The organism is Niallia sp. FSL R7-0271, assembly GCF_038005785.1.
GTDB lineage: Bacteria > Bacillota > Bacilli > Bacillales > Cytobacillaceae > Niallia.
In genome coordinates, this window is record NZ_JBBOTZ010000001.1 from 3172274 (window position 1) to 3193193 (window position 20920).

Sequence of the window (20920 nt, forward strand, 5' to 3'; positions counted from 1 at the left end):
TTGATTTAGATTGCAATGGAAAAAAATGATTATCTGGCTTATCGGGATAGTGATTGGAATTGGGGGATTGACTGCCTCCGTCGTTTTCGCTGTCTTGATATTCTTAGAAAAAGATAAACCTTTAGAATCAAAGAGTGAAAAGCCTGCCGTGAATGCAGCTTCTTCTCAGTCGGCAGGGTCAGAAGATATGAGCACAGAACCAGTCCATGAACCAATGGATGAAAGCATCGTTACATTGGCTGACGGCTCAAGCGGCCATGACTTTATCTCTGATTGGCATGATTTCTATAATGAAACACTAGGCTGGGGTAAACTTGAGACAGCGGATTATACAGAACAAAAAGAAGCGGCAGAAAGCATACTGTCCCAAGCTGAGAATATGGTCATTAATAACAGTCAAATCTCTGCTGATTTAGACCTTATTAAAGAAGCGGCAAACCTTGTAGCAGCAAACGACAATCGAGATGCTATGCGCAGCCTCCATCGATACTTTCACGACTTAGACATATATTTTAATGGCTACGATTATACCCAAACTTTTGGTGTTACTTCCTTTAAAGGAGAATAACGAACAATGCCTAATTTTTTCGCCTGTTGAAGAAATTAGGCTTTTTTATTTCATTGTTATAGCGTTTATGAAAGATGTGCGTCGCAGCAGGAGACAGAGGCGGAATCAGCCAAGCCCAATTTCCAGTTATATCCCGGCCTGCCTCCTCCTCCTTGCCTTCAAATATTTTAAACTGCTGTGCCGCTGTATGATGATCAACAATGGTCACACCTAATTGCCGAAATGATTCCAAAACGGCAATATTCAATTCGACAAGCGCCTTGTCTTTCCATAAAGAGGCAGACTTTTTCGTTTGAAGTCCCATTGCTTCCCCAATAGCTGGAAGCATATTATAACGGTTTTCATCAGCAAGGTTTCTTGCGCCGATTTCTGTTCCCATATACCAGCCGTTAAATGGGGCTGCAGTATAAGAAATGCCGCCAATCTCCAGCCTCATGCTCGAAATGATCGGCACAGCATACCACTGCAGCTCTAAGTCGGCGAACCAGCTATATTCCGGATGGCAGATGGGCACTTGTAATACAAGCTCTGCCGGGATTTCAACCAGCTTCGGTTTATTTTGATTGATTTGCACGACGAGCGGCAATATATCAAAATTCGTTCCCTGCCCTTTCCAGCCAAGTGTCTCACAGTATTCTGTAAAGGAGATGGAATCAGGATCTCCTACTATTCCATATTTTGTATTATAGCCAGCATAACGAAGCAATTGATGATTCAAAATATGGAAAGACTCGCCTGCTTTCTCTTGCGGAAATACAGTGATAGTCGGCCTTATTTTTCCCCCATTAGTTGCATACTCCATATGTTCAAACAATGAATTAATCATTTCCTCTTCCGATCGTACAGATCTCCTATCGATTACATGGAGATTCTTCCAAAATAATCTGCCGATACAGCGATTGCTGTTTCTCCAGGCAAGCATTGCACCATATGCCAGTTCTTCATATGTATGCTCATAGTATCCTTGGGATAAAATTTGCGATTTTATTTCTGCCAATCTACCTTCAATCCGATCATTTTGCTCCCATTCAGAGTAGCATAATTGAATAAAGGCTGAAGCTTCCTCGAATAAATCAATTTCCAACGAAAGTCCTCCTGTTTTAAAAAGTCTTTTTTATATTTTACAATTTTATGGAGAAAAACCATCATTTCAAAAACCGTCGGACAAGCTTGAGCTGCTGATCTGTATATGGAGGAAAGAGGTCTGTCATCTTTAAGCTTTTTCCCCTTTTTAAAACACTTCTCTTATGGGAAAAAGCCTCAAAGCTGTAGATACCATGATAGGAACCAATACCTGAGGTTCCAACGCCTCCGAACGGCAAATTAGGATTTGCCAAATGTGTCAGTGTATCATTTATGCTGACACCGCCAGATGGGACAGTGTTTAGCCAATACTCTTCCTCCATCTTATTTTGTGTGAAAATATACATCGCGAGAGCCTTTGGCATGCTTGTTACCTTTTTTACTGCTGCCCTTTTTTCTGAATAGCCGATAATCGGCAAGATTGGTCCAAAGATTTCATCCTGCATGGAAGGTGAATCCCAGTCAGCACTTATTATTGTTGGCTCAAGGAACCTTTCGTCTTCCTTCCCGCCACCGCCATGCACAATGCTTCCTTCTTCCGCTTTCATAATTTGCTGAAGCCGCGCAAAATGCCTCATATTAACAATTCTTCCGAAATGCTCACTTCTTTCAACTGATTCTCCATAAAAACGAGTTATCGTCTTTTTCATTTCCTCGATAAGTTCATCCTTTATACGTTCATGTGCTAACACATAATCTGGAGCGACACAGGTTTGTCCTGCATTGACTGTCTTTCCCCATATAATCTTGTCAGCAGCCATCTTTATATCTGCCGTTTCATCAACAATTGCCGGACTTTTGCCTCCTAATTCTAACGTTACAGGAACGAGGTTTTCTGCGGCTGCCTTCATAACAAGCTTCCCAACAGCTGGACTTCCCGTAAAAAATATATAATCGAATTTCCCTTGAAGGAGTGCCTTGTTCGTTTCTACTCCTCCTTCGACTATACACACAAAACTTGGATCAAATATGGCTGAAATCATTTCTGTTACAGTCTTTGATACAGCAGGTACTAGTTCGGACGGTTTTAAGACAGCACAGTTTCCTGCTGCGATTGCGCCAATGAGCGGTTCAATCAGAAGCTGAAACGGATAGTTGAAGGGACCAATAATCAGCACTGTGCCATACGGCTCGTGACGGATATAGCTTTTGGCTGGAAAAAGCACTATTGGCGAGCTTACTTTTTTTATTTTTGTCCATTTTGATAAGTTTTTTATCGTATAGGTGATGCTTTGCAATACAAAGCCTATTTCTGTTGCATAGGACTCAAATGGATGCTTGCCTAAATCTGATTGCAAAGCATCTATAAGCTTTCCTTCATTATCAAGAATAGCCTGCCGTAATTTTTTAAGCTGGTTTATTCGGAAGCTAACATCTAATGTTTGTTTTGTTTCAAAAAACTCTTTACTCTTTTTTATGATTTCTTCCACTTCATACAATTCAATGTCTTTTTCGTTCATATCAGGTCCCTTTCTGAAATTAGATTATAAAAAAAGGAGAATCCTTAACAGATTCTCTATGTTGTCATATGCTGTCATGCAAGATAGCCATTGCTTGTTTTAATTTCCCGATCGGTATTTGTCCAGGAGCAGAGGCTTTTTTGGCGGCGCCAAATGTAAGAGCCGAACCAAAAGCTTCGCCGGCAATACGGCTTATAGCTCCTTGTCCTCCCATTGACATAGCTATGATTGGTCTGTCCGCATATTTCTCTTTCATCGTATTTACTGCATCCAACAGTGTAATCACATCTTGCATGCTTTGCGGCATGAGTGCAATCTTAGGCAGGTCCCCGCCCAATTCCTGTGCCTTTTTCAGCCGGGCAATGATTTCTTCTTTCGCCGGTGTCTGACCAAAATCATGATTGGAAAGGATGACCGCAACTTGGTGGTCATGAGCAAACTTAATAAGCTCCACTACATCTTCTTCTTGCCCAAACAGCTCCACATCTATTAAATCAGCAGCTCCTGAACTTGCTGCCGCTTTATTTATCATACTATAAGCTTCCCGCTCAATCTCTCTTTCGCCGCCTTCCTTCTTGCTTCGGAAGGTAAAAACAAGAGGCGTATCACCGATCCAATTTCTAATATATGTGAGCGTACGAAGTACTTCGTTTACATCGTCTCCATTTTCAAAAAAGTCAACGCGCCATTCAATTACATCGACTCCTTCGCTCATCAAAAATTCTGCTTCTTTCTTAAGCTGGCTTGCTGTTTCACCAACTAATGAAACACAGATTTTGGGTATGCCTTCACCGATTGTAACAGCTCTAATTTTTAACGGTCTAACCATTTATGCACCTCTATTGTTATTGTTGATCTTCGTTTTAATTACCTTGGTTCATATAAATCCCAAGCATATTTTAAAGAATCAACAATATAATCTGCAATTTCTTCCATATCCTTGCTGTCTGTATCTACCTTCGAATGGTGGTCAGCATAAATTTGTTTCCTGCTGTTGAACAGCTCCTCCATATCATCAAGCGATTTATCCTTAAGGACAGGTCTGCTGTCAATGATAAGATTAATTCGATCCTTCCAAGAATCCCAAGATAGGTCTAGATGGATAACAATACAGTTGTCTAAGCAAGCCTGCTTAATTTCTTCCTGCAAGAAGGAACCGCCGCCAAGTGAAAGAACAAGGAGCTTTTTTTTGCTCAGCTCTGTCACCACTTGCTTTTCTTTTTCTCTGAATGCTTTTTCTCCAACCTGTTCGAAGATTTTTGAAACAGGCATGCCATACTCTTCTTCAATAACATGATCTACATCCAAAAAGTCGCGATAAAGCTTTTTGGCAACTATCTTCCCTATACTTGTTTTGCCAACGCCCATAAAGCCAATGAAAACTACACTTTTTTCCCTTAATGGTACCCGATTGTTTTCCAAGATGATGCCTCCTACTATTTTCGTGACAGCAAAATATTTTTCACGTCGTATTCTACTACTCATTATAAAATAATTATAGGGCTAATCCTAGTTTATTCTTCTGAATATTCTATTGTCTGCATGCATACATATGATTGATTGGATGATGATGAAAAGAACTGCCTCTTTCTCAATCGTTGTAAAATTTTCTCCTTTATCATTCAATTCCCTGTAATAGCTGTTCTATTTTCTCTGCTGTGTAACCCCTTCCTTTCTTATCATTACAAGAATCTTTCATTTTAGCATTCTATCATTCAAAAAAAGTTATTTATAATAATTATAAAATAGTATTGATTTTTTAATTATAGATGATATTATTATGTACATAAGATAAAGAACCAACAAATTACGAGGTGATTATATGTCAAACAATAAACTAACTACTAGCTGGGGTGCACCAGTAGGAGACAACCAAAACTCTATGACTGCTGGCGACCGCGGACCAACATTAATCCAAGATGTTCATTTGCTTGAGAAATTAGCTCATTTTAACAGAGAACGTGTACCTGAGCGTGTTGTTCACGCAAAAGGAGCTGGCGCACACGGCTACTTCGAAGTGACAAATGACTTAACAAAATATACAAAAGCTAACTTCCTTAATGAAGTAGGTAAAAGAACTCCAATGTTCATTCGCTTCTCTACAGTTGCAGGTGAGCTAGGTTCTGCTGATACAGTTCGTGACCCACGCGGTTTCGCTGTTAAGTTTTATACAGAAGAAGGTAACTATGATATCGTTGGTAACAATACGCCTGTATTCTTTATCCGTGATGCAATCAAGTTCCCTGACTTTATTCATACACAAAAAAGAGATCCAAAAACACATTTGAAAAACCCTACTGCAGTTTGGGATTTCTGGTCTCATTCACCAGAATCACTGCACCAAGTTTCAATCTTGATGTCTGACCGCGGTATCCCTGCAACACTTCGCCATATGCATGGTTTCGGAAGCCATACCTTTAAATGGGTAAACAAAGAAGGCGAAGCTGTTTGGGTGAAATATCACTTCAAGACAGAGCAAGGTGTGAAAAATCTTGATGTTGCAACTGCAGCAAAATTAGCTGGTGAAAACCCAGATTATCATACAGAAGATTTATTCAATGCTATTGAAGCTGGCGACTTCCCTGCTTGGACATTATATGTACAAATCATGCCTGTTGAAGATGCTAACACATACCGCTTCGATCCATTTGATGTAACAAAAGTATGGTCTCAAAAAGACTATCCATTAATTGAAGTTGGTCGCATGGTGCTTAACCGCAACCCAGAAAACTATTTTGCTGAGGTTGAGCAAGCAACATTCTCACCTGGAACATTCGTACCAGGAGTTGAAGCATCACCAGATAAAATGCTTCAAGGCCGTCTGTTTGCATATGCTGATGCACACCGCTACCGTGTTGGTGTTAACCACAATGCACTTCCAATCAACCGTCCGCAAAGCCCTGTGAATAACTATCAACGTGATGGTCAAATGCGCTTTGACGGCAATGGCGGAGGCTCTGTATATTATGAGCCAAACAGCTTCAGCGGTCCTAAAGAATCTGCCGAGGACAAAACATCTTCATTCGCAGTTTCTGGAGTAGCTGACAGTGTTGCATATGATCACAATGACCATTACACACAAGCTGGCGATTTATACCGCTTATTATCAGAAGAAGAGCGTGCTAGATTGGTAGAAAACATTGTTGGTGCAATGAAACCAGTAGAATTAGAAGAAATCAAACTTCGTCAAATCGGACACTTCTACAAAGCAGATCCAGAATACGGAACACGCATTGCAGAAGGACTTGGCTTAGCTGTTCCTGAAGCAGTAAAATAATTAATTTCTCTCATAAAAGCCCTTAACATTTATTTGTTAAGGGCTTTTTGCATTTTTTCTAAGTCAACTTAATACATATTCATTGAAAAAATCTGGTACAAGCTATACTCTTTAAATATGTAAGGGCTTTTAACATGGCCAATTTAAACCTTTAGAGGAGCTGATAAGATTGTCATTAACACTTAGCAGTACAAAAAAACTTAGCAATGGTGTAGAAATCCCTTATTTAGGCTTAGGAGTCTTTCTTGTGAAAGATCCTGCAGAATGTGAAAATGCAGTGAAAGCTGCGATTAAAAACGGCTACCGTTCCATTGATACGGCAACCCGGTATGAAAACGAAAGCTTCGTTGGCAATGCACTACAAGCAGTTGATGTGCCGAGGGAGGAATTATTCATTACAACAAAGGTATGGCTGAGCGACTTTGGCTATGAAGAAACGAAACAAGCACTGCGCCGATCATTGCAAGAAATGCAGCTTGAATATCTTGATCTTTATCTTATTCACTGGGCTGCTCCAAACTATGCCGAAACATGGCGGGCAATGGAGGATTTGTACGAGGAAGGACTTGTGAAGGCCATCGGCGTGTGTAACTTCCAAATTCACCATCTTGAAAAGCTTGCAGAAACGGCAAGAATTACACCGATGCTGAATCAGATTGAAACACATCCTTTATTCCAGCAAAAAGAATTACGCGAATATATGGAAAAGCATGGGATTGCACATGAAGCATGGGCACCGTTAGCTCAAGGCAGAGATGGACTTTTTGAAAATCCGACATTGCAAGGTATCGGAGATAAATACGGAAAATCAACAGCGCAAGTTATGCTAAGATGGCATCTTCAAAGAGATACAATCATCATTCCGAAGTCTGTTCATGAGCATCGCATTATTGAAAATGCCAATCTGTTCGACTTTACTTTAACTGATGAAGATATGAAAGCGATTGAGCAGCTTGATACTGGTTCACGTGTTTTCGGTGATCCTGATGATATTGAAAGATTAACTGCCTTACAGCAGCAATAAAAATAAAGAATGCAATGGCTAAAAAGCCGCTGCATTCTTTTTTTGCTATTCTACTGATTTTTTGTTAGTAGACGCCCACTGGTTATCAGTAGCTGTTTTTTCTTCTCTTTTACTTGTAACTTCTGCATTAGCTGCAGCCCATTGATTATTTGTTTTTGTCTTTTTTTCCTTCGCCATGATTTTGCCTCCCATGCTAATGATATAGTGATGCATAATTAGTATGAGATAAAAAAGAGCAGATTATGAACAATCACAAGCAATTTCGCAACAAACACAAACTACCATGTTCATCGCATATGTCTCCTAGATAAAGTTGCTGTTCTGTAAAGCAACTGGTGTCAGCATTTCAATTTCTTTTACATGCACTTATTTAACTAAAGTTTACTTGACCCTATTATGTGTCAAATTGAAAATTATGATATATTGTTTGTATGAAAAATATTTCTCAAATCAGCAGAATTTCCTTAAGAGATCAAGTATACCAACAGTTAAAGCAGGCCGTAATTCATCTCGAACTCGCCCCTGGCGAAAAGATCAGCGACAAGCTTCTTGCTGAACAATTCGGCGTCAGCAGGACACCAGTAAGAGAAGCGTTGAAAAGATTGGAGGATGAGGGACTAGTCATATCTTCTCCTGGTTCAGAAACAAAGGTTAGCTTGATTGACATTGAACAGGCTAAACATGCCTTTACAGTCGTTGCAGCCTTAAATGCTTTAGCTGCAAAACTCGCACTGCCTTATTTAACGGAAGCACACTGCAAGGAACTAATCACCTTAAATGAAGATTTTGAAAAAGCAATAATGAAAGAAGATAAATATGAAGCAATTAAAAAAGACGATCAATTTCACTCTGTGCTATTGCATGCATCCAATAATCCAGAGATTGAAATGGCGCTTGAGCGCCTTCTTCCGAAAATTAGAAGACTTGAGTTGCTTAAATTTAATAAGGTGGACGGTCTTTCATCCATCCGCCAACATAACGAAATAATTGCCTGCCTCGAAAACGGAAACCACCAGGAGCTTTCAAAGCTTGTGGAAGAAAACTGGCTGAGTCTGGCATCCTACTTAACAAAAGTATAAAAAGACCAGATGATTGAAATACCTCAATCACGCTGGTCTTTTCGTTTACCCCTCATAAGCTAGTATAGTGGAGAATAGCATCTCTTAAAAAAACAGCCGCACCTTGTTCAACCTTATCGTAATAGGCAGTAAACCGCTCATCGTCCACATACATTCTAGCAAGATTAGCATGAGCTTCTTTGCTGTAGGAATTCCAATAAAACGTGAGCCAGCGCTTATGAAGCTCTGCAGTCCTTTGTGCTGCCGCACTTTGTGGATTTCCTGTTTTCATTGCTTCTTTTAATCTTTCCAACACCTCTTCCCCAAGCCTTTCTGCTTCTGTGAATTCGGCTTCTGTCATCTTCAGCAATTTCTTGTTAGACTGATCGATTGTGTCCTCCCCATACTTTTGTCGAAGCTCTTCGCCATACTTCTGTTCGTTTTCTTCGACCATTTTTTGCTTTAAACCTTCAAACCTGTCTTTATCGCTCATTCTAACTCTTCCTTTCGTCTCTTCTAACGTTTTGTCGACATTTTGAATAATCATATCTATACGGTTTCGTTTTGCCAGGAGATTCGCCCTATGTTCCTCTAACGCTCCTTTAATATCAAAGGAAGGGGAAGAAATAATTTGTTTAATATCCTCTAAACTGACTTCAAGCTCTCGATAAATCAAGATTTGTTGAAGCAGCTCTACCTCTTTTTTTCCATATATACGGTAGCCTGATGAATTGACCCTTGCCGGCTTAAGCAGACCAATTTCATCATAATACCTTAATGTTCTGGTGCTGATTCCAGCTATTTGACTTAAGCTTTTAATCGTGTATTCCACTAAGCATCTCCTCCTGACTATTTCATCTTAAAGGTTTACGCAGCGTTAATGTAAATAGGTATTTTGAAAAAAATCTTAAAATTTTTATTTTATTATGGCACAAAAAAAAGGCCGGAAACCTCCAAAGCCTTTTAAATATTTCAGCGCTTAATATTTACTGTTGTTACCTCAAACTTATCATATCGATGCCTTGAAAAGGAATACTCGAACGGAACTCCATTGTTTAAAAAACCCACATGCTCTACTTCCAAGATAGGGTCATCCTTCATACATACAAGATGAGCTTGATCTAACTCATTGGACTTGCATGCCCTTATCTTACGATGTGAGCCGGCAATCGTGAGACCTAAGCTTTTCGTGATATGCTCATAAATGGAACCGTCCAATATCTCATCCGTAATGCCTGTAATAAGGGTTGTCGGCATATACGTTATCTCCATAACGTAAGGCTCCCCGTTTACAAGCCTTAACCGAATCAAATAGTAAACAGGTGTTTTCAGGTCGATAGCAAGATGTTCAGCAACGTCTTCTGATGGAAAACCAACTTCAAACTTAATGACCTTGCTTGTCACCTGCTGCCCCTCCATCAGTCTGGACAAACCTGTGACCTCATTGCTCAATACATTTACGCGGCTGTCTTGAATGGCTGATTTGACAATAAATGTGCCATGTCCTCTTTTCCGGTAAAGAAGCCCTTCAAGGACCAATGTGTCAAGCGCTCTTTTCATCGTCATCCTGCTGCAGGAAAACTCTTTCGAAAGAGTTATTTCATCAGGAATTGGCTGATCGAAAGCATAGTAGGACTCTTTAATTCTTTTCTTCATTTCTGCTGAGATTGCTTCGTACTTGTTCATGATGGAACCACCTTAAAAAATAGATAGTTATATTATAAATTTATTGGTTTGAAATTGTTAGCTATCCCAGTGTTTTTTTGAAAGATGGCTTTATAGTCCAGAATGGCGAAAACACATGTAAGGGATACGCTGCAGGGATTCACTGCTCCCGAGCAGCGTAAATCCTCCTGTAAGAAATTCTAGTAAAGGGCATCTTTCTTATTTCTGTCCAACTATTCTTCCAACCATTCATCAACTACATTATGATAATGAGACTGTTTCTGATTCCTCCAGATTTTCGCCGTTTGCTGCAATAACTTCTTTGTACCAGTTGAAGCTCTTCTTTTTGTAGCGTTTTAAGTCTCTTAAATCTGTCTCTCCTCTGTTGACGAATATAAAACCATAGCGCTTCTCGAATTGTCCGCCTGAGCTTATTAAGTCTGTCGAGCCCCATGTCAGGTAGCCGAACACTTCCACTCCTTCTTCCATCGCTAGCTTCATCTGTTTAATATGTTCTCGCAAATAATCGATGCGGTAATCATCTTCAACTGTGTTTTGCTCATTCAATTCTTCTCTAACGCCAATCCCGTTTTCTGTAATAAAAATCGGCAGCCTGTATCGCGCGTACATATCCTTCAGACTAACTCTAAAACCAATAGGGTCGATCGCCCAGCCCCATTCATTCGCCCTTAAGTTCGGGTTAGGCGTGATACCTGAAATGATTGCATCCTCTTTGACTTTCTCACTGCTGACAGTCTGACTTTGATAATAGCTGATACTAATATAATCAACAGTATTTTCTTTAAGAAGTTCTGCATCGCCTTCTTCAAAATGAGGCATAATGCCTTTTCGCTCAAGATTGCTTGTCACATAGCTTGGGTATTCACCGTTTGCAAACACATCTAGATAGAAATCAACCAGCAGTTCTTTTGCTTTCATGTTGGCAATAACGTCTTCTGGAAGACAGCTGTTCGGGTATGTCGTCATATACGTGACCATTCCTGCCATTTGACCACCTGGCACAAGTTCATGCAGTGCTTTGACTGCTTTTGCATGTGCAATAAAGGAATTATGTGTAACTTGATAGCGCAACGCCTCTTCATTGTCTGCTTCATCAGTAGAAACGCCCCAAAATTGAAGATTTGTTAATACAAGATTCTGCTCATTAAATGTAAGCCAATATTTGACCTTTTCCCCATAACGGGCAAAGACTGTGCGTGCATATTTTTCGAACAGGTCAACAACCTTTCTTGATGCAAACCCGTTGTATTTTTGTGCAAGTTTTAGAGGAAGATCAAAATGATATAAAGTAATAACAGGCTGAATGCCGTTTGCAATCATTTCATCAAATAAATCATCATAGAATTGCAAGCCTTCCTCGTTCGGCTCTCCTTCTCCATCAGGGAAAATCCTTGCCCATGAAATGCTTGTACGATATGCATTAAAGCCCATTTCTTTAAAAAGAGCAATATCCTCCTTATAGCGGTGATAAAAATCAACTGCAGTTTTCCAATCAGACTGCCCCTCTTTCACAGGTCTTGCATCAACAATGGAAGGACCTTTTCCGCCCTCATCCCATGCACCTTCTGTCTGGAAGCTTGTCACCGCTCCACCCCATAAAAAGCCTTCAGGAATAACAGATTTCTTTGTCATATTAACCTCTCCTCTTCCTACTAGTTATTTTTATATGAAACTGCTAACTTACCAGATTGGCACAAAAGTATTGATTTCTTCCAACACTGCTTCTATTTCCTCTAAAACAGAAGCGTTTAACTCTAGGCCGGATGCCTTCACATTTTCTTCTACCTGTCCAGGTCTGCTTGCCCCTATAATGGCTGAGCTGACATTAGGCTGTCTTAACACCCATGCTAATGCAAGCTGTGATAATTCCACGCCTAGACCATTCGCAATGGCTGAAAGTTTCTGAACACGTGTCAGCACTTCGTCATTCAAGTAGCTTGTAATCCATTTATTTGTTTCTTCATTTGCTGCACGGCTTTCAGATGGCACTTGCTCGTTCGGCTTGTATTTTCCTGTTAAAATACCTTGTGCAAGCGGGGAGAATACAACTTGGCCAATTCCCTCCTTCTCACTGACAGGAATCACTTCTTTCTCAATATAGCGGACCATCATATTGTAGATTGGCTGATTAGAGATGAGCGGTCTTAAATTCTTCTCTTTGGCAATATGTGCTGCATCGGTTATTTGCGCTGCCGTCCATTCGCTTACACCTGCATAAAGAATCTTTCCTTGTGCAGTTAGATCATCGAGTGCTCTTAAGCTCTCCTCTACCGGCGTTTCCGAGTCAAAGCGATGGAATTGATACAAATCTATATAGTCTACACCTAATCTCTTCAAGCTTGCATCACATTGCTCCATAATATGCTTTCTCGACAGTCCCCTGTCATTCGGACCATCTCCCATCGGGAAGAAAACCTTTGTTGCCAGCACGTAGCTTGAGCGGGAATAATCTTTCAATGCTTCCCCAAGGACTGTTTCTGCAGCTCCCTTATTATAAGCATTTGCCGTATCGAAAAAGTTGATGCCAAGATCATATGCCCTGTGAATACAAGCTATGGACTGCTCCTTTTCCACTGCGCTTCCATATGTAAGCCAGCTGCCTAGTCCAATTTCACTTACTCTTAAGCCAGAGTTTCCTAGTTTTCTGTACTTCATTTCTAATCACCCAACCTATTCGTTTTTTTTAGCCATGCTTATGTGAGAATCTGCCACAAATGTGACAGCTTCCCACAAAGTTTTAGATCATCAAATTAGAAACGCTTACAATTATATTATAAAGGGTTCAAAATAAATGTCTATACTTTATATAAATTAGAATAGACATTTAAGTTTCATCCTACTTCCAAAGATGTATGCTGAGACGTATAAAGATGCCAATATTGTCCTTTTCTTTCCATTAATTCATCATGTGTGCCTTCCTCTGCAATTCGTCCCTTATCAATGAACAAAATTCTTGTTGCACTTTGAATGGTAGAAAGGCGGTGAGCAATAATGAAGGACGTTCTTTTTGCAAGCAGTGTTCCTAAGCCTTTTTGGAGAGCAAGCTCTGTTTCTGTATCAATGGAAGAAGTTGCTTCATCTAATATTAAAATTCTTGGGTCTGCCAGCAGTGCTCTTGCAAAGGAAATAAGCTGCCTTTGTCCTGCAGAAAGCCTTGTTCCTCGCTCATTTACCTCTGTTTCATAGCCATCCTTTAATGTCATAATGAAAGCATCGGCCTGAACCGCTTTTGCTGCTTCTATTACTTCCTCATCGCTTGCATCGAGACGTCCGTAGCGGATATTATCCATAATTGTTCCCGAAAAGATAAACGGATCCTGAAGCATAATGCCCATTTGCCTTCTGAGTGAAGGGATTGTTACTGTGCTGATATCCACCCCGTCTATTTTAATTTTGCCTCCATTCAAGTCATAGAAGCGGCTGATTAAACTAACAATGGATGTTTTCCCAGATCCTGTCGCCCCGACAAGCGCAATCGTCTCTCCAGGCTCAGCCCTGAAATGCACATCCTTCAAAACCCTTTCCTCTCCTTCATAACCAAACTCAACATGCTCAAACTCGACTTTTCCGTTAATTTGCTGAAGCACTTTTCCATCTGGATTATTGCGCACTGTCGGCTTTTCATCCATCATTTCAAAAATTCGCTCCAAATAAGCCATTGCATTAATGATTGCATTATAGAAGTTGCCGATATTGGAGATCGGCGTCCAGAACATCCAAATATACCCGACGAACGCTACTAAAGCACCGACGGTTACTCCTTGCCCAATCATTGAAATCCCTGCAACATAGATGAAAGATACTGTCAAAACAGAGATGTTTTCAATCGATGGCCAAAGAAGAAACTGAATATAGACAGCTTTCATCCATGACTTTTTGTAGCCTTTAGATACATCTTCAAAGATTTTCTTGTTCTCTTCCTCCCTTGCGAATGCTTGGGTTACCTTCATGCCATTGATGCTTTCATGGATATAGGCGTTCATATTAGACTGTTTATTGCTTAAGTCCTGCCAAGCCTTGCGTTGAGCATTTTTTATAAAAAAGATAACAATGGCTAACAGAGGGAAACCAACCATTGCATAAATAGCCAAACGTACGTCGATGGCAAACATAAACCCGATAATGACAATCAAGCTAAATATATCCGTAATCAAGTTGATAAGCCCATTAGAAAGAAGATCACTAAGTGAATTCACATAATTGACGACCCGCACCAATATTTTTCCGTGGGGACGATTATCATAAAAGGAAAAGGACAGTGATTGTATATGTGTAAACAAGTCCTTGCGAATGGTCTTAATAACATCCTGACCAATCTGGGCCATCATCCTGATCCGGTACTTCATACAAATTCCTGTGATAATCAGCGCTCCTAAATATATACCTGCAAGCAGCGACAGTCCGCCGATATTCCCTTCTGGAATTTCTTTATCGATTGCCTGCTTGATGAGATAAGGACCAATTAGATTAGCACCGCTTGCCACAAGCATGATAAGAATCGTGACGATGATTTTTTTCTTATATGGCTTTATATAACCAAACAAGCGCTTTAGATGAGCAAAACTAAACGGTGTTTCTAACTCCTCATCCACATCGAACTTATTCCGTGCCACTAGATCACATCCTCATCTCTGTGCTTTTGTTCGAAGTTTCCATATTGATTTTTATACACATTAAAGTAATAACCCTTCTTTCGCAGGAGTTCATCATGTGTGCCTCGCTCCATAATTGCGCCATTATTCATCACCAGTATTTGATCTGCATCTTTTACAGAAGAAATTCTATGGGCAATGATAAAGCATGTTTTGTTTTTTTGAATAGATTTCAATGTTTGCTGAATTCGGTGCTCTGTTTCCATGTCAAGGCTTGATGTTGTATCATCAAGAATCAGGATGGACGGATCTTTTAAGATAGCTCTTGCCAGTGCAATCCGCTGCCTTTGTCCGCCAGACAGTCCGACACCTCTTTCCCCGACAATGGTGTCATAGCCTTCTGGCAAATCTTTAATAAAATCATGGGCATCTGCTAATTTTGCAGCAAGTTTAACTGCTTCATTAGATGTATTGGGATCACCGTAAGCAATATTGCCTTCAATCGTATCAGAAAACAGGAAGATATCTTGCATAACCATTGCCATTCCTGTGCGGAGCTGCTGCAGCTCCCAGTCCTTCACATTTCTGCCGTCAATCTTGACCTCACCGCTTGTCGCATCATAAAAGCGGCTAAGCAAATTAACCATTGTTGACTTGCCTGCTCCTGTCGGTCCAATGATGGCTAGTGTTTGACCTGGCTTCACTTTAAAGCTGATATCCTTCAAGATGGGTTCCTCACCATAGCTAAAGGACACCTTATTAAACTCCACGACGCCTTTATAGTCGCCAATTGGAACAACGTTATCGAGACTGGCTATTTTTGGCTTTGTCTCTAGGAGATCCTCCACCTTTTCGGCAGATGCTATAAAGCGCTGTACATCATTTAGCAGCCAGCCAGCCATTTTCATTGGGTTGCTTAACGCCCATATGAATGAATTAAACATTACTAGCTCTCCAAATGTGAGTGTGCCTTTAATAACCATCACACCACCGGCAAAAATCATCAGCACTGTCAGCACACCAGCCAAGGAATCCAAAATCGGCAAGTATTTTTCCCAAATTTTTGATGATTTTAAGTTCTTATCTTTAAATCCTTCATTGGCAATCGAAAATTTAGCGATTTCATAATCTTCTTTCGCAAAAGCCTTTACTACCCTGTTTCCACTGATATTCTCTTGAACGACTGAATTTAATTTCGCAAACTGGTTGCGAATCTCCGTAAAGGTCGGCCGGACATCCCTTGTCAGCCTGAAAGCGAAGAAGCCAATCACTGGTGTTACAATCAGGAGAGTAAGCGCCAAGGGCGGATGTATATAAAACATAAAGGCAACTGCAAACAGTAAAATGGTGGCGTTTTCAAAAATCATGTAAATCGTCCATGCTGTGAAATGCCTGACCGCTTCCATATCCCCTGTCATTCTTGCCATAATATCGCCTGTTTTAGTACGGTCGTAAAAGCTGAAATCCAATCTGTGCAGGCGGTCATACAATTGTTCTCGTATATTGTAAATAACATTTTGTGAAACATTCTCAAAAATCATCTGATACGTATAGCGGATTATCGTCCTAATAAATGTTCCAGCAATCATGATACCAAGTATCGGCCACAGCAAATGAAGCTGCTTGCCATACATAACATCATCCACCATCTTCCCAGCCAAATAAGGGTTTAACACACTTAAAGCTGATACGATGACTGCGCAAAAAAGGCCGATAGCTATCTTAAGACGATAAGTATGTAGAAACCCCCATATCCATCGCAGACTATGCATCTAGTCGGCTCCCCCTTCTATCTTTTTTTCCTTTACAGCATCATGTATTTTTTAGCTCCCTCCCTTAAAACAAACATTACCGAATAATCATATTAGCGTTACTTGCTTTCTATGTATGTCCTCCAAATAAAATCTATCATTTTTTTAATAGACCAAATTACACAGCAACCTCTGCTTTCTTTTTCTTCCATTTAAATGCAAATATAAATCTCGCACACGTCCCGTAGATGGCAGGAGCGAAGAATAGGAAAAAAATGAAATTAACATAAATCAACAAATAGATAATTAAAATCACTAAAAGCAAGATAAAGGAACGAAAGGGTTTCTTCACAACTAGAAAAAGACTGACCAGCACAGTGCTCTTTATTGGCAATTGCAGGTGCACTAAATTCCAAGCTAAGTAAGTAAAGAAAATAATGGATAGCAAAAAAGCATATATGCACACAAATTTAAGGACTGCTGCCGCAAACGAGTCAATTGTTTGTGGAAACGGCAGAATGATGAAGGTTCCGATATAGATAAATAAACCAAACATAATCGCAGACAGTCTTTTATTGTTGGCATATTTAGGGCTGATCTCTTGAAACAGCTTGCGCACAGAAGTGCCGTTTCCTTTGAATATCTCATCAATAACCGCCAGTAATGTGGATGTGGAAGAAATCAATCCGCATACAAAAAAGCCTTTTCCTGCATAAAACCAAAATAATAAACTTGCCCTGACTAAACGGTATGTAATGTCCATAAAAGAAAAAAACTTGCTGTCGATGAATCGGCTTTTATACAAGATACTCCCTCCTTATAAAAAAAGGCTGCCTGAAACCAGGCCGACCAATACAAGGTTTCCCGTATTAGGTCAAAGCATTTCCAGACAGCCTCTTTATTGTTATTTCAAGCCATATTCTTTGCGGATTTGATCTGCTACTTCCTTCAGCCGTTTCTCTGCATCCTTGCTGCCATTAAGATTGATGTTATCAATGACAGGCTGGATTTTACTTACAATTTCAGCATACTCAGGAATGTAAGGAGCGTTCATAACCGTTCTGCCTTCTGCTAAAATTGTTGACAATGCTTTCGCATTTTCAGGCGCATTTGCCATTGACTCAATTTTATCTGCATTCCTTTTTACGACAGGCACTGCTGATATTGTGTCTACCTGCAGGTCTTGACCTTTTCCAGTAGTCAAGAATTCAAGAAGCTTATATGCTTCGTCAGGATGCTTCGTCTTTGAGCCAATTCCGATTGGAAGATAAGAAGCCGCTGCTACATTTCCTGCTTTTCCTGCCGGAAGTGGAACAACATCCCATTTGAAGTTAGCGTTTTTCGATGTATCAGACCAATCCCATGGTCCCATCATTTTCATTGCTGCTTGACCAGCGAGGAACATATTGGATAAACCTTGGCTTTGAGCAGAAGTTGGCTGCACATGATATTTATTGATCAAGTCTGCCCCAAATTTAATTGCCTCAATAGATTCAGGCGAATCAACGATAACTTCCTTGCCATCCTGGCTGACAAAACCTCCGCCATTTTCAACAAGCAATTCATTTGTATAGAAGTTTTCCATACCGAACTGAACTGTTTTGCCGTTTTTCTCGACTGTCAGCTTTTGAGCTGCTGCAAGGAAATCATCCCATGTCCAGTCATCCTTAGGATATTCAAGACCAGCAGCATCAAACATATCCTTGTTGTATCCAAGCATGAAGGCAGATGCATCACGAATAAGTGCATACTGTTTTCCATCCACTTGGCCTAGTGAAAGAACATTTGGCATATACTCTTCTTCATTGATTTCTTTATCAGATAAATCCATCAACACATCTTTACCCACAAATTGACCGAATGCAGAAGGCTGAAGCCAAACTAAATCAGGCTGATCGCCGCCAGCAGACATTGTCAGGAATTTATCATTGAATTTATCATATGGTGCATAGACTTGCTTTACTTTAATTCCAGGGTTCTCTTTTTCAAATTCCTTAAAAATTTCCCCTTCCAGCTTTGTTCCTTCTGGATTATTATTCCATACGAGAATGCGCAGTGTTACATCTCCTGATTCCCCGCTAGCAGACTCAGAATCTGAGCCAGAACAGCCTGCTAAAAATGCAGATAGAGCTAATACAAAAGTTAACAGTAAAGCACTTAATTTCTTTTTCTTTCTCACGTGATTTACCCCCTTAGGTAATGTTTTTGTATGGATAACGGATAAATGAGATTCATTTATCCAAGTGATACCATAGATTAGCCCTTTCCGCCTGTTGTAGCAATTCCTTGGACAAAGTACTTTTGACCAACAAAGAAAATGATAATAAGCGGTAAGATAATAAAGACGCTCGCTGCCATCATCGGTCCCCATTGAATTAAGAGAGCCCCTTTAAATTGCAGAATTCCCAGTGCAAGCGTATATTTGGAATCATCATTTAAATAGATTAATGGATTAAGAAAGTCATTCCACGTCCACATAAAGCTCAACAAAGCGACAGTAATAATAGAAGGAACTGATAACGGAACGATAATTCTCCAGAAAATACCGAAAGGACCACAGCCATCGAGATAGGCACTCTCTTCTAGCTCCTTTGGGATTGTCTTAAAAAATTGACGCAGTAAAAAGATGAAGTAAGCGCTACCAAAGAAAGATGGAACAATTAGCGGCAGGAACGTATTAACCCACCCCAGCTTAGAAAAAATCATATAGACAGGAATCATCGTTACTTGTGGCGGAAGCATCATTGTTCCAAGCAAAAGCACAAACCAGAAATTCCGTCCTTTCCCTTTTATCCTTGCAAAACCGTATGCGACGATTGTAGAAGAAACAACTGTCCCAATAACTACACATACAGTGACAATAATAGAGTTCATGTAATACTGCCCAAAGTCCACTAATGTAAATACTTCTTTATAGTTCGCTAAATCCCATTCCTTTGGCAGCAATGTCGGTGGAAATGCCATTGCTTCATTTTCCGGTTTTACAGAAGTTCCAATCAGCCACAAAAAAGGGAATAAAAAGAGAATAGAAAGTGCAATAAGTAAAAAGTAAGTAAGTGCCTTTTCCGCTTTTCTTCCTTTCTTCATGCTGCGCAGTTTCTTTGCTTTCATTGCAGCAGTCGGCTTCGCAGGTGTTATTTCCATAACTGCCCCTCACTTTCCTTATTCATCGTATTCGTAATACACCTTTTTCCCAAATACTTTAAACTGAATTAATGTGAAGATAAGAATGATAATGAATAAAATCCAGGCGAGTGCAGACGCATACCCCATCTTAAAGAACTTAAAGGCATCCTGGTATAAATAGAATACATAAAACAGAGATTTATAGTTTGGTCCGCCATTGCCGCTGCTGACAACATAGGCTTGTGTGAATATCTGAAAAGAACCAATCAGCCCCATAATCAGATTGAAGAAGATAACATTAGAAGTCATCGGGATGGTAATATTCCAGAACTTATGGAATTTACCTGCCCCATCCAGTTCGGCTGCTTCATACAGAGATGCGGGAACACTTTGAAGTCCTGCGAGATAAATAACCATACCGCCGCCAGCACCCCATAAGCTCATAATAATCAGTGTGGGCTTTACCATGCTTTCACTTAACAGCCAATTTGATGTCGGCAAATGAAAAAAGGACAGGATGCTGTTCGCAATACCGAAATCCGGCTGAAAGATTAATATCCATAGCAACGAGCTGGCAACTGTTGGCACTAAGGAAGGTAAATAAAAGATTGTCCGGAATACCCCCATAAATCTCACCTTTGTGTTCAGCAAGACAGCAAGCATGTAACCGACAACTAAACCAAGAGGAACGCCGACAATTGTATAAAAGAAGGTATTCCATAATGACTGCCAAAACAGCGGATCTTCAGTAAACAGCTTTTTATAGTTTTCTAATCCGACCCAATTCGCTGCCCCAAGTCCTGAGTAATCAGTAAAGGACATGTATAGGGAATACACCATCGGGCCAGCCGTAAAGACGAAAAAGCCGATCAGCCATGGCAAAATAAATAAGTAAAACAATAAAGTTCTCGATTTATTCATTTGCTTCACCTTCCATTTGATAAAATCACCAACTGCAATTCTTGCTTGCTAAATCACTCCCCCCTTTTTCTTTATCTTAAAAAACGCAATACTTTAACCATCATGTAACTACTTTTTGTCAGTTATTTAACTTACAAATAAAGTTATGTAAGCCTTTTCAACTACAATTACATATTAACTTCTTAATTCAAAATTATCAATATATTTTTAAAGTATTTTACCTAAAATTTTTAAACTTATTAAGTAATTAAATTAGTTTAGTAACCTAAAATAGTCAGTACAACCCTCGTACTTCGCCAACATGCGTATTTATACCTATAACAAAAAAGCTTTTATATATAGGAGATTATCTATACACTTAAGCCAATTTCTAC

At 39.9% G+C, this 20920-nt stretch carries 19 protein-coding genes; 4 read left to right on the forward strand and 15 right to left on the reverse strand.

Features of this window, described 5'->3' with window-relative positions; genetic code table 11:
• Positions 1-10: 10 nt before the first annotated feature.
• Positions 11-568: a hypothetical protein gene (locus MKX82_RS16270; RefSeq protein WP_341078435.1), complete on the forward strand. Its 558-nt coding sequence runs from the start codon at positions 11-13 to the stop codon at positions 566-568.
• A 10-nt stretch (positions 569-578) separates the two neighbouring features.
• Here the strand turns inward: MKX82_RS16270 and MKX82_RS16275 are convergent, their stop codons facing one another.
• The 4 genes from MKX82_RS16275 to MKX82_RS16290 all read right to left on the reverse strand — a co-directional run bounded on the left by MKX82_RS16275 (position 579) and on the right by MKX82_RS16290 (position 4533).
• Positions 579-1652: a nitric oxide synthase oxygenase gene (locus tag MKX82_RS16275; protein ID WP_233316547.1), complete on the reverse strand. Its 1074-nt coding sequence runs from the start codon at positions 1650-1652 to the stop codon at positions 579-581.
• A 61-nt stretch (positions 1653-1713) separates the two neighbouring features.
• Positions 1714-3111 carry an aldehyde dehydrogenase gene (locus MKX82_RS16280; protein ID WP_341078438.1) on the reverse strand — a complete coding sequence of 466 codons (1398 nt, stop codon included), beginning with the start codon at positions 3109-3111 and terminating at the stop codon, positions 1714-1716.
• Between the two features lie 64 nt (positions 3112-3175).
• A complete protein-coding gene (aroD, locus tag MKX82_RS16285) occupies positions 3176-3940 on the reverse strand; it encodes a type I 3-dehydroquinate dehydratase (protein WP_341078441.1) in 765 nt (254 codons plus the stop codon).
• Between the two features lie 38 nt (positions 3941-3978).
• Positions 3979-4533, reverse strand: coding sequence for a shikimate kinase (locus tag MKX82_RS16290; protein ID WP_396953777.1), 555 nt, complete (start codon positions 4531-4533; stop codon positions 3979-3981).
• Positions 4534-4933: 400 nt separating this feature from the next.
• Between MKX82_RS16290 and katA the strand changes: the two genes are divergently transcribed.
• Both katA and MKX82_RS16300 read left to right on the forward strand, forming a co-directional pair.
• The gene (gene katA / locus MKX82_RS16295) at positions 4934-6388 is read left to right on the forward strand and encodes a catalase KatA (RefSeq protein ID WP_233316550.1); all 1455 of its coding nucleotides are present in this window, start codon (positions 4934-4936) and stop codon (positions 6386-6388) included.
• A gap of 169 nt (positions 6389-6557) precedes the next feature.
• On the forward strand, positions 6558-7412 hold the full coding sequence (locus tag MKX82_RS16300) for an aldo/keto reductase (protein WP_233316551.1): 855 nt from the start codon (positions 6558-6560) through the stop codon (positions 7410-7412).
• 45 nt (positions 7413-7457) lie between these two features.
• Here the strand turns inward: MKX82_RS16300 and MKX82_RS16305 are convergent, their stop codons facing one another.
• Positions 7458-7589: a hypothetical protein gene (locus MKX82_RS16305; protein ID WP_267913432.1), complete on the reverse strand. Its 132-nt coding sequence runs from the start codon at positions 7587-7589 to the stop codon at positions 7458-7460.
• A 254-nt stretch (positions 7590-7843) separates the two neighbouring features.
• Between MKX82_RS16305 and MKX82_RS16310 the strand changes: the two genes are divergently transcribed.
• Positions 7844-8491 (forward strand): GntR family transcriptional regulator, encoded by a 648-nt coding sequence (locus tag MKX82_RS16310; RefSeq protein ID WP_233316552.1) that lies wholly within the window; start codon positions 7844-7846, stop codon positions 8489-8491.
• Between the two features lie 52 nt (positions 8492-8543).
• Here the strand turns inward: MKX82_RS16310 and MKX82_RS16315 are convergent, their stop codons facing one another.
• From MKX82_RS16315 to MKX82_RS16360, 10 genes are all read right to left on the reverse strand, one after another.
• A complete protein-coding gene (locus MKX82_RS16315) occupies positions 8544-9302 on the reverse strand; it encodes a MerR family transcriptional regulator (protein WP_341078447.1) in 759 nt (252 codons plus the stop codon).
• A gap of 140 nt (positions 9303-9442) precedes the next feature.
• Positions 9443-10156 carry a GntR family transcriptional regulator gene (locus MKX82_RS16320; RefSeq protein ID WP_233316554.1) on the reverse strand — a complete coding sequence of 238 codons (714 nt, stop codon included), beginning with the start codon at positions 10154-10156 and terminating at the stop codon, positions 9443-9445.
• Between the two features lie 240 nt (positions 10157-10396).
• Positions 10397-11788 carry a glycoside hydrolase family 1 protein gene (locus MKX82_RS16325; RefSeq protein WP_341078451.1) on the reverse strand — a complete coding sequence of 464 codons (1392 nt, stop codon included), beginning with the start codon at positions 11786-11788 and terminating at the stop codon, positions 10397-10399.
• A 48-nt stretch (positions 11789-11836) separates the two neighbouring features.
• Complete coding sequence (locus MKX82_RS16330; protein ID WP_233316556.1) at positions 11837-12811, reverse strand: aldo/keto reductase family protein; 975 nt, start codon at positions 12809-12811, stop codon at positions 11837-11839.
• 176 nt (positions 12812-12987) lie between these two features.
• Positions 12988-14769: an ABC transporter ATP-binding protein gene (locus tag MKX82_RS16335; protein WP_237941868.1), complete on the reverse strand. Its 1782-nt coding sequence runs from the start codon at positions 14767-14769 to the stop codon at positions 12988-12990.
• The gene (locus MKX82_RS16340) at positions 14769-16520 is read right to left on the reverse strand and encodes an ABC transporter ATP-binding protein (RefSeq protein WP_233316558.1); all 1752 of its coding nucleotides are present in this window, start codon (positions 16518-16520) and stop codon (positions 14769-14771) included. Before MKX82_RS16340 ends, MKX82_RS16335 begins: the two co-directional genes overlap by 1 nt.
• Positions 16521-16677: 157 nt before the next feature.
• Positions 16678-17304 (reverse strand): hypothetical protein, encoded by a 627-nt coding sequence (locus MKX82_RS16345; RefSeq protein ID WP_341078458.1) that lies wholly within the window; start codon positions 17302-17304, stop codon positions 16678-16680.
• Between the two features lie 99 nt (positions 17305-17403).
• Entirely contained in the window at positions 17404-18678 is a 1275-nt protein-coding gene (locus tag MKX82_RS16350) for an ABC transporter substrate-binding protein (protein WP_341078460.1), read from the reverse strand.
• 77 nt (positions 18679-18755) lie between these two features.
• The gene (locus tag MKX82_RS16355) at positions 18756-19643 is read right to left on the reverse strand and encodes a carbohydrate ABC transporter permease (protein ID WP_233316561.1); all 888 of its coding nucleotides are present in this window, start codon (positions 19641-19643) and stop codon (positions 18756-18758) included.
• A gap of 18 nt (positions 19644-19661) precedes the next feature.
• Complete coding sequence (locus MKX82_RS16360; protein ID WP_233316562.1) at positions 19662-20546, reverse strand: carbohydrate ABC transporter permease; 885 nt, start codon at positions 20544-20546, stop codon at positions 19662-19664.
• Positions 20547-20920 lie beyond the last annotated feature (374 nt).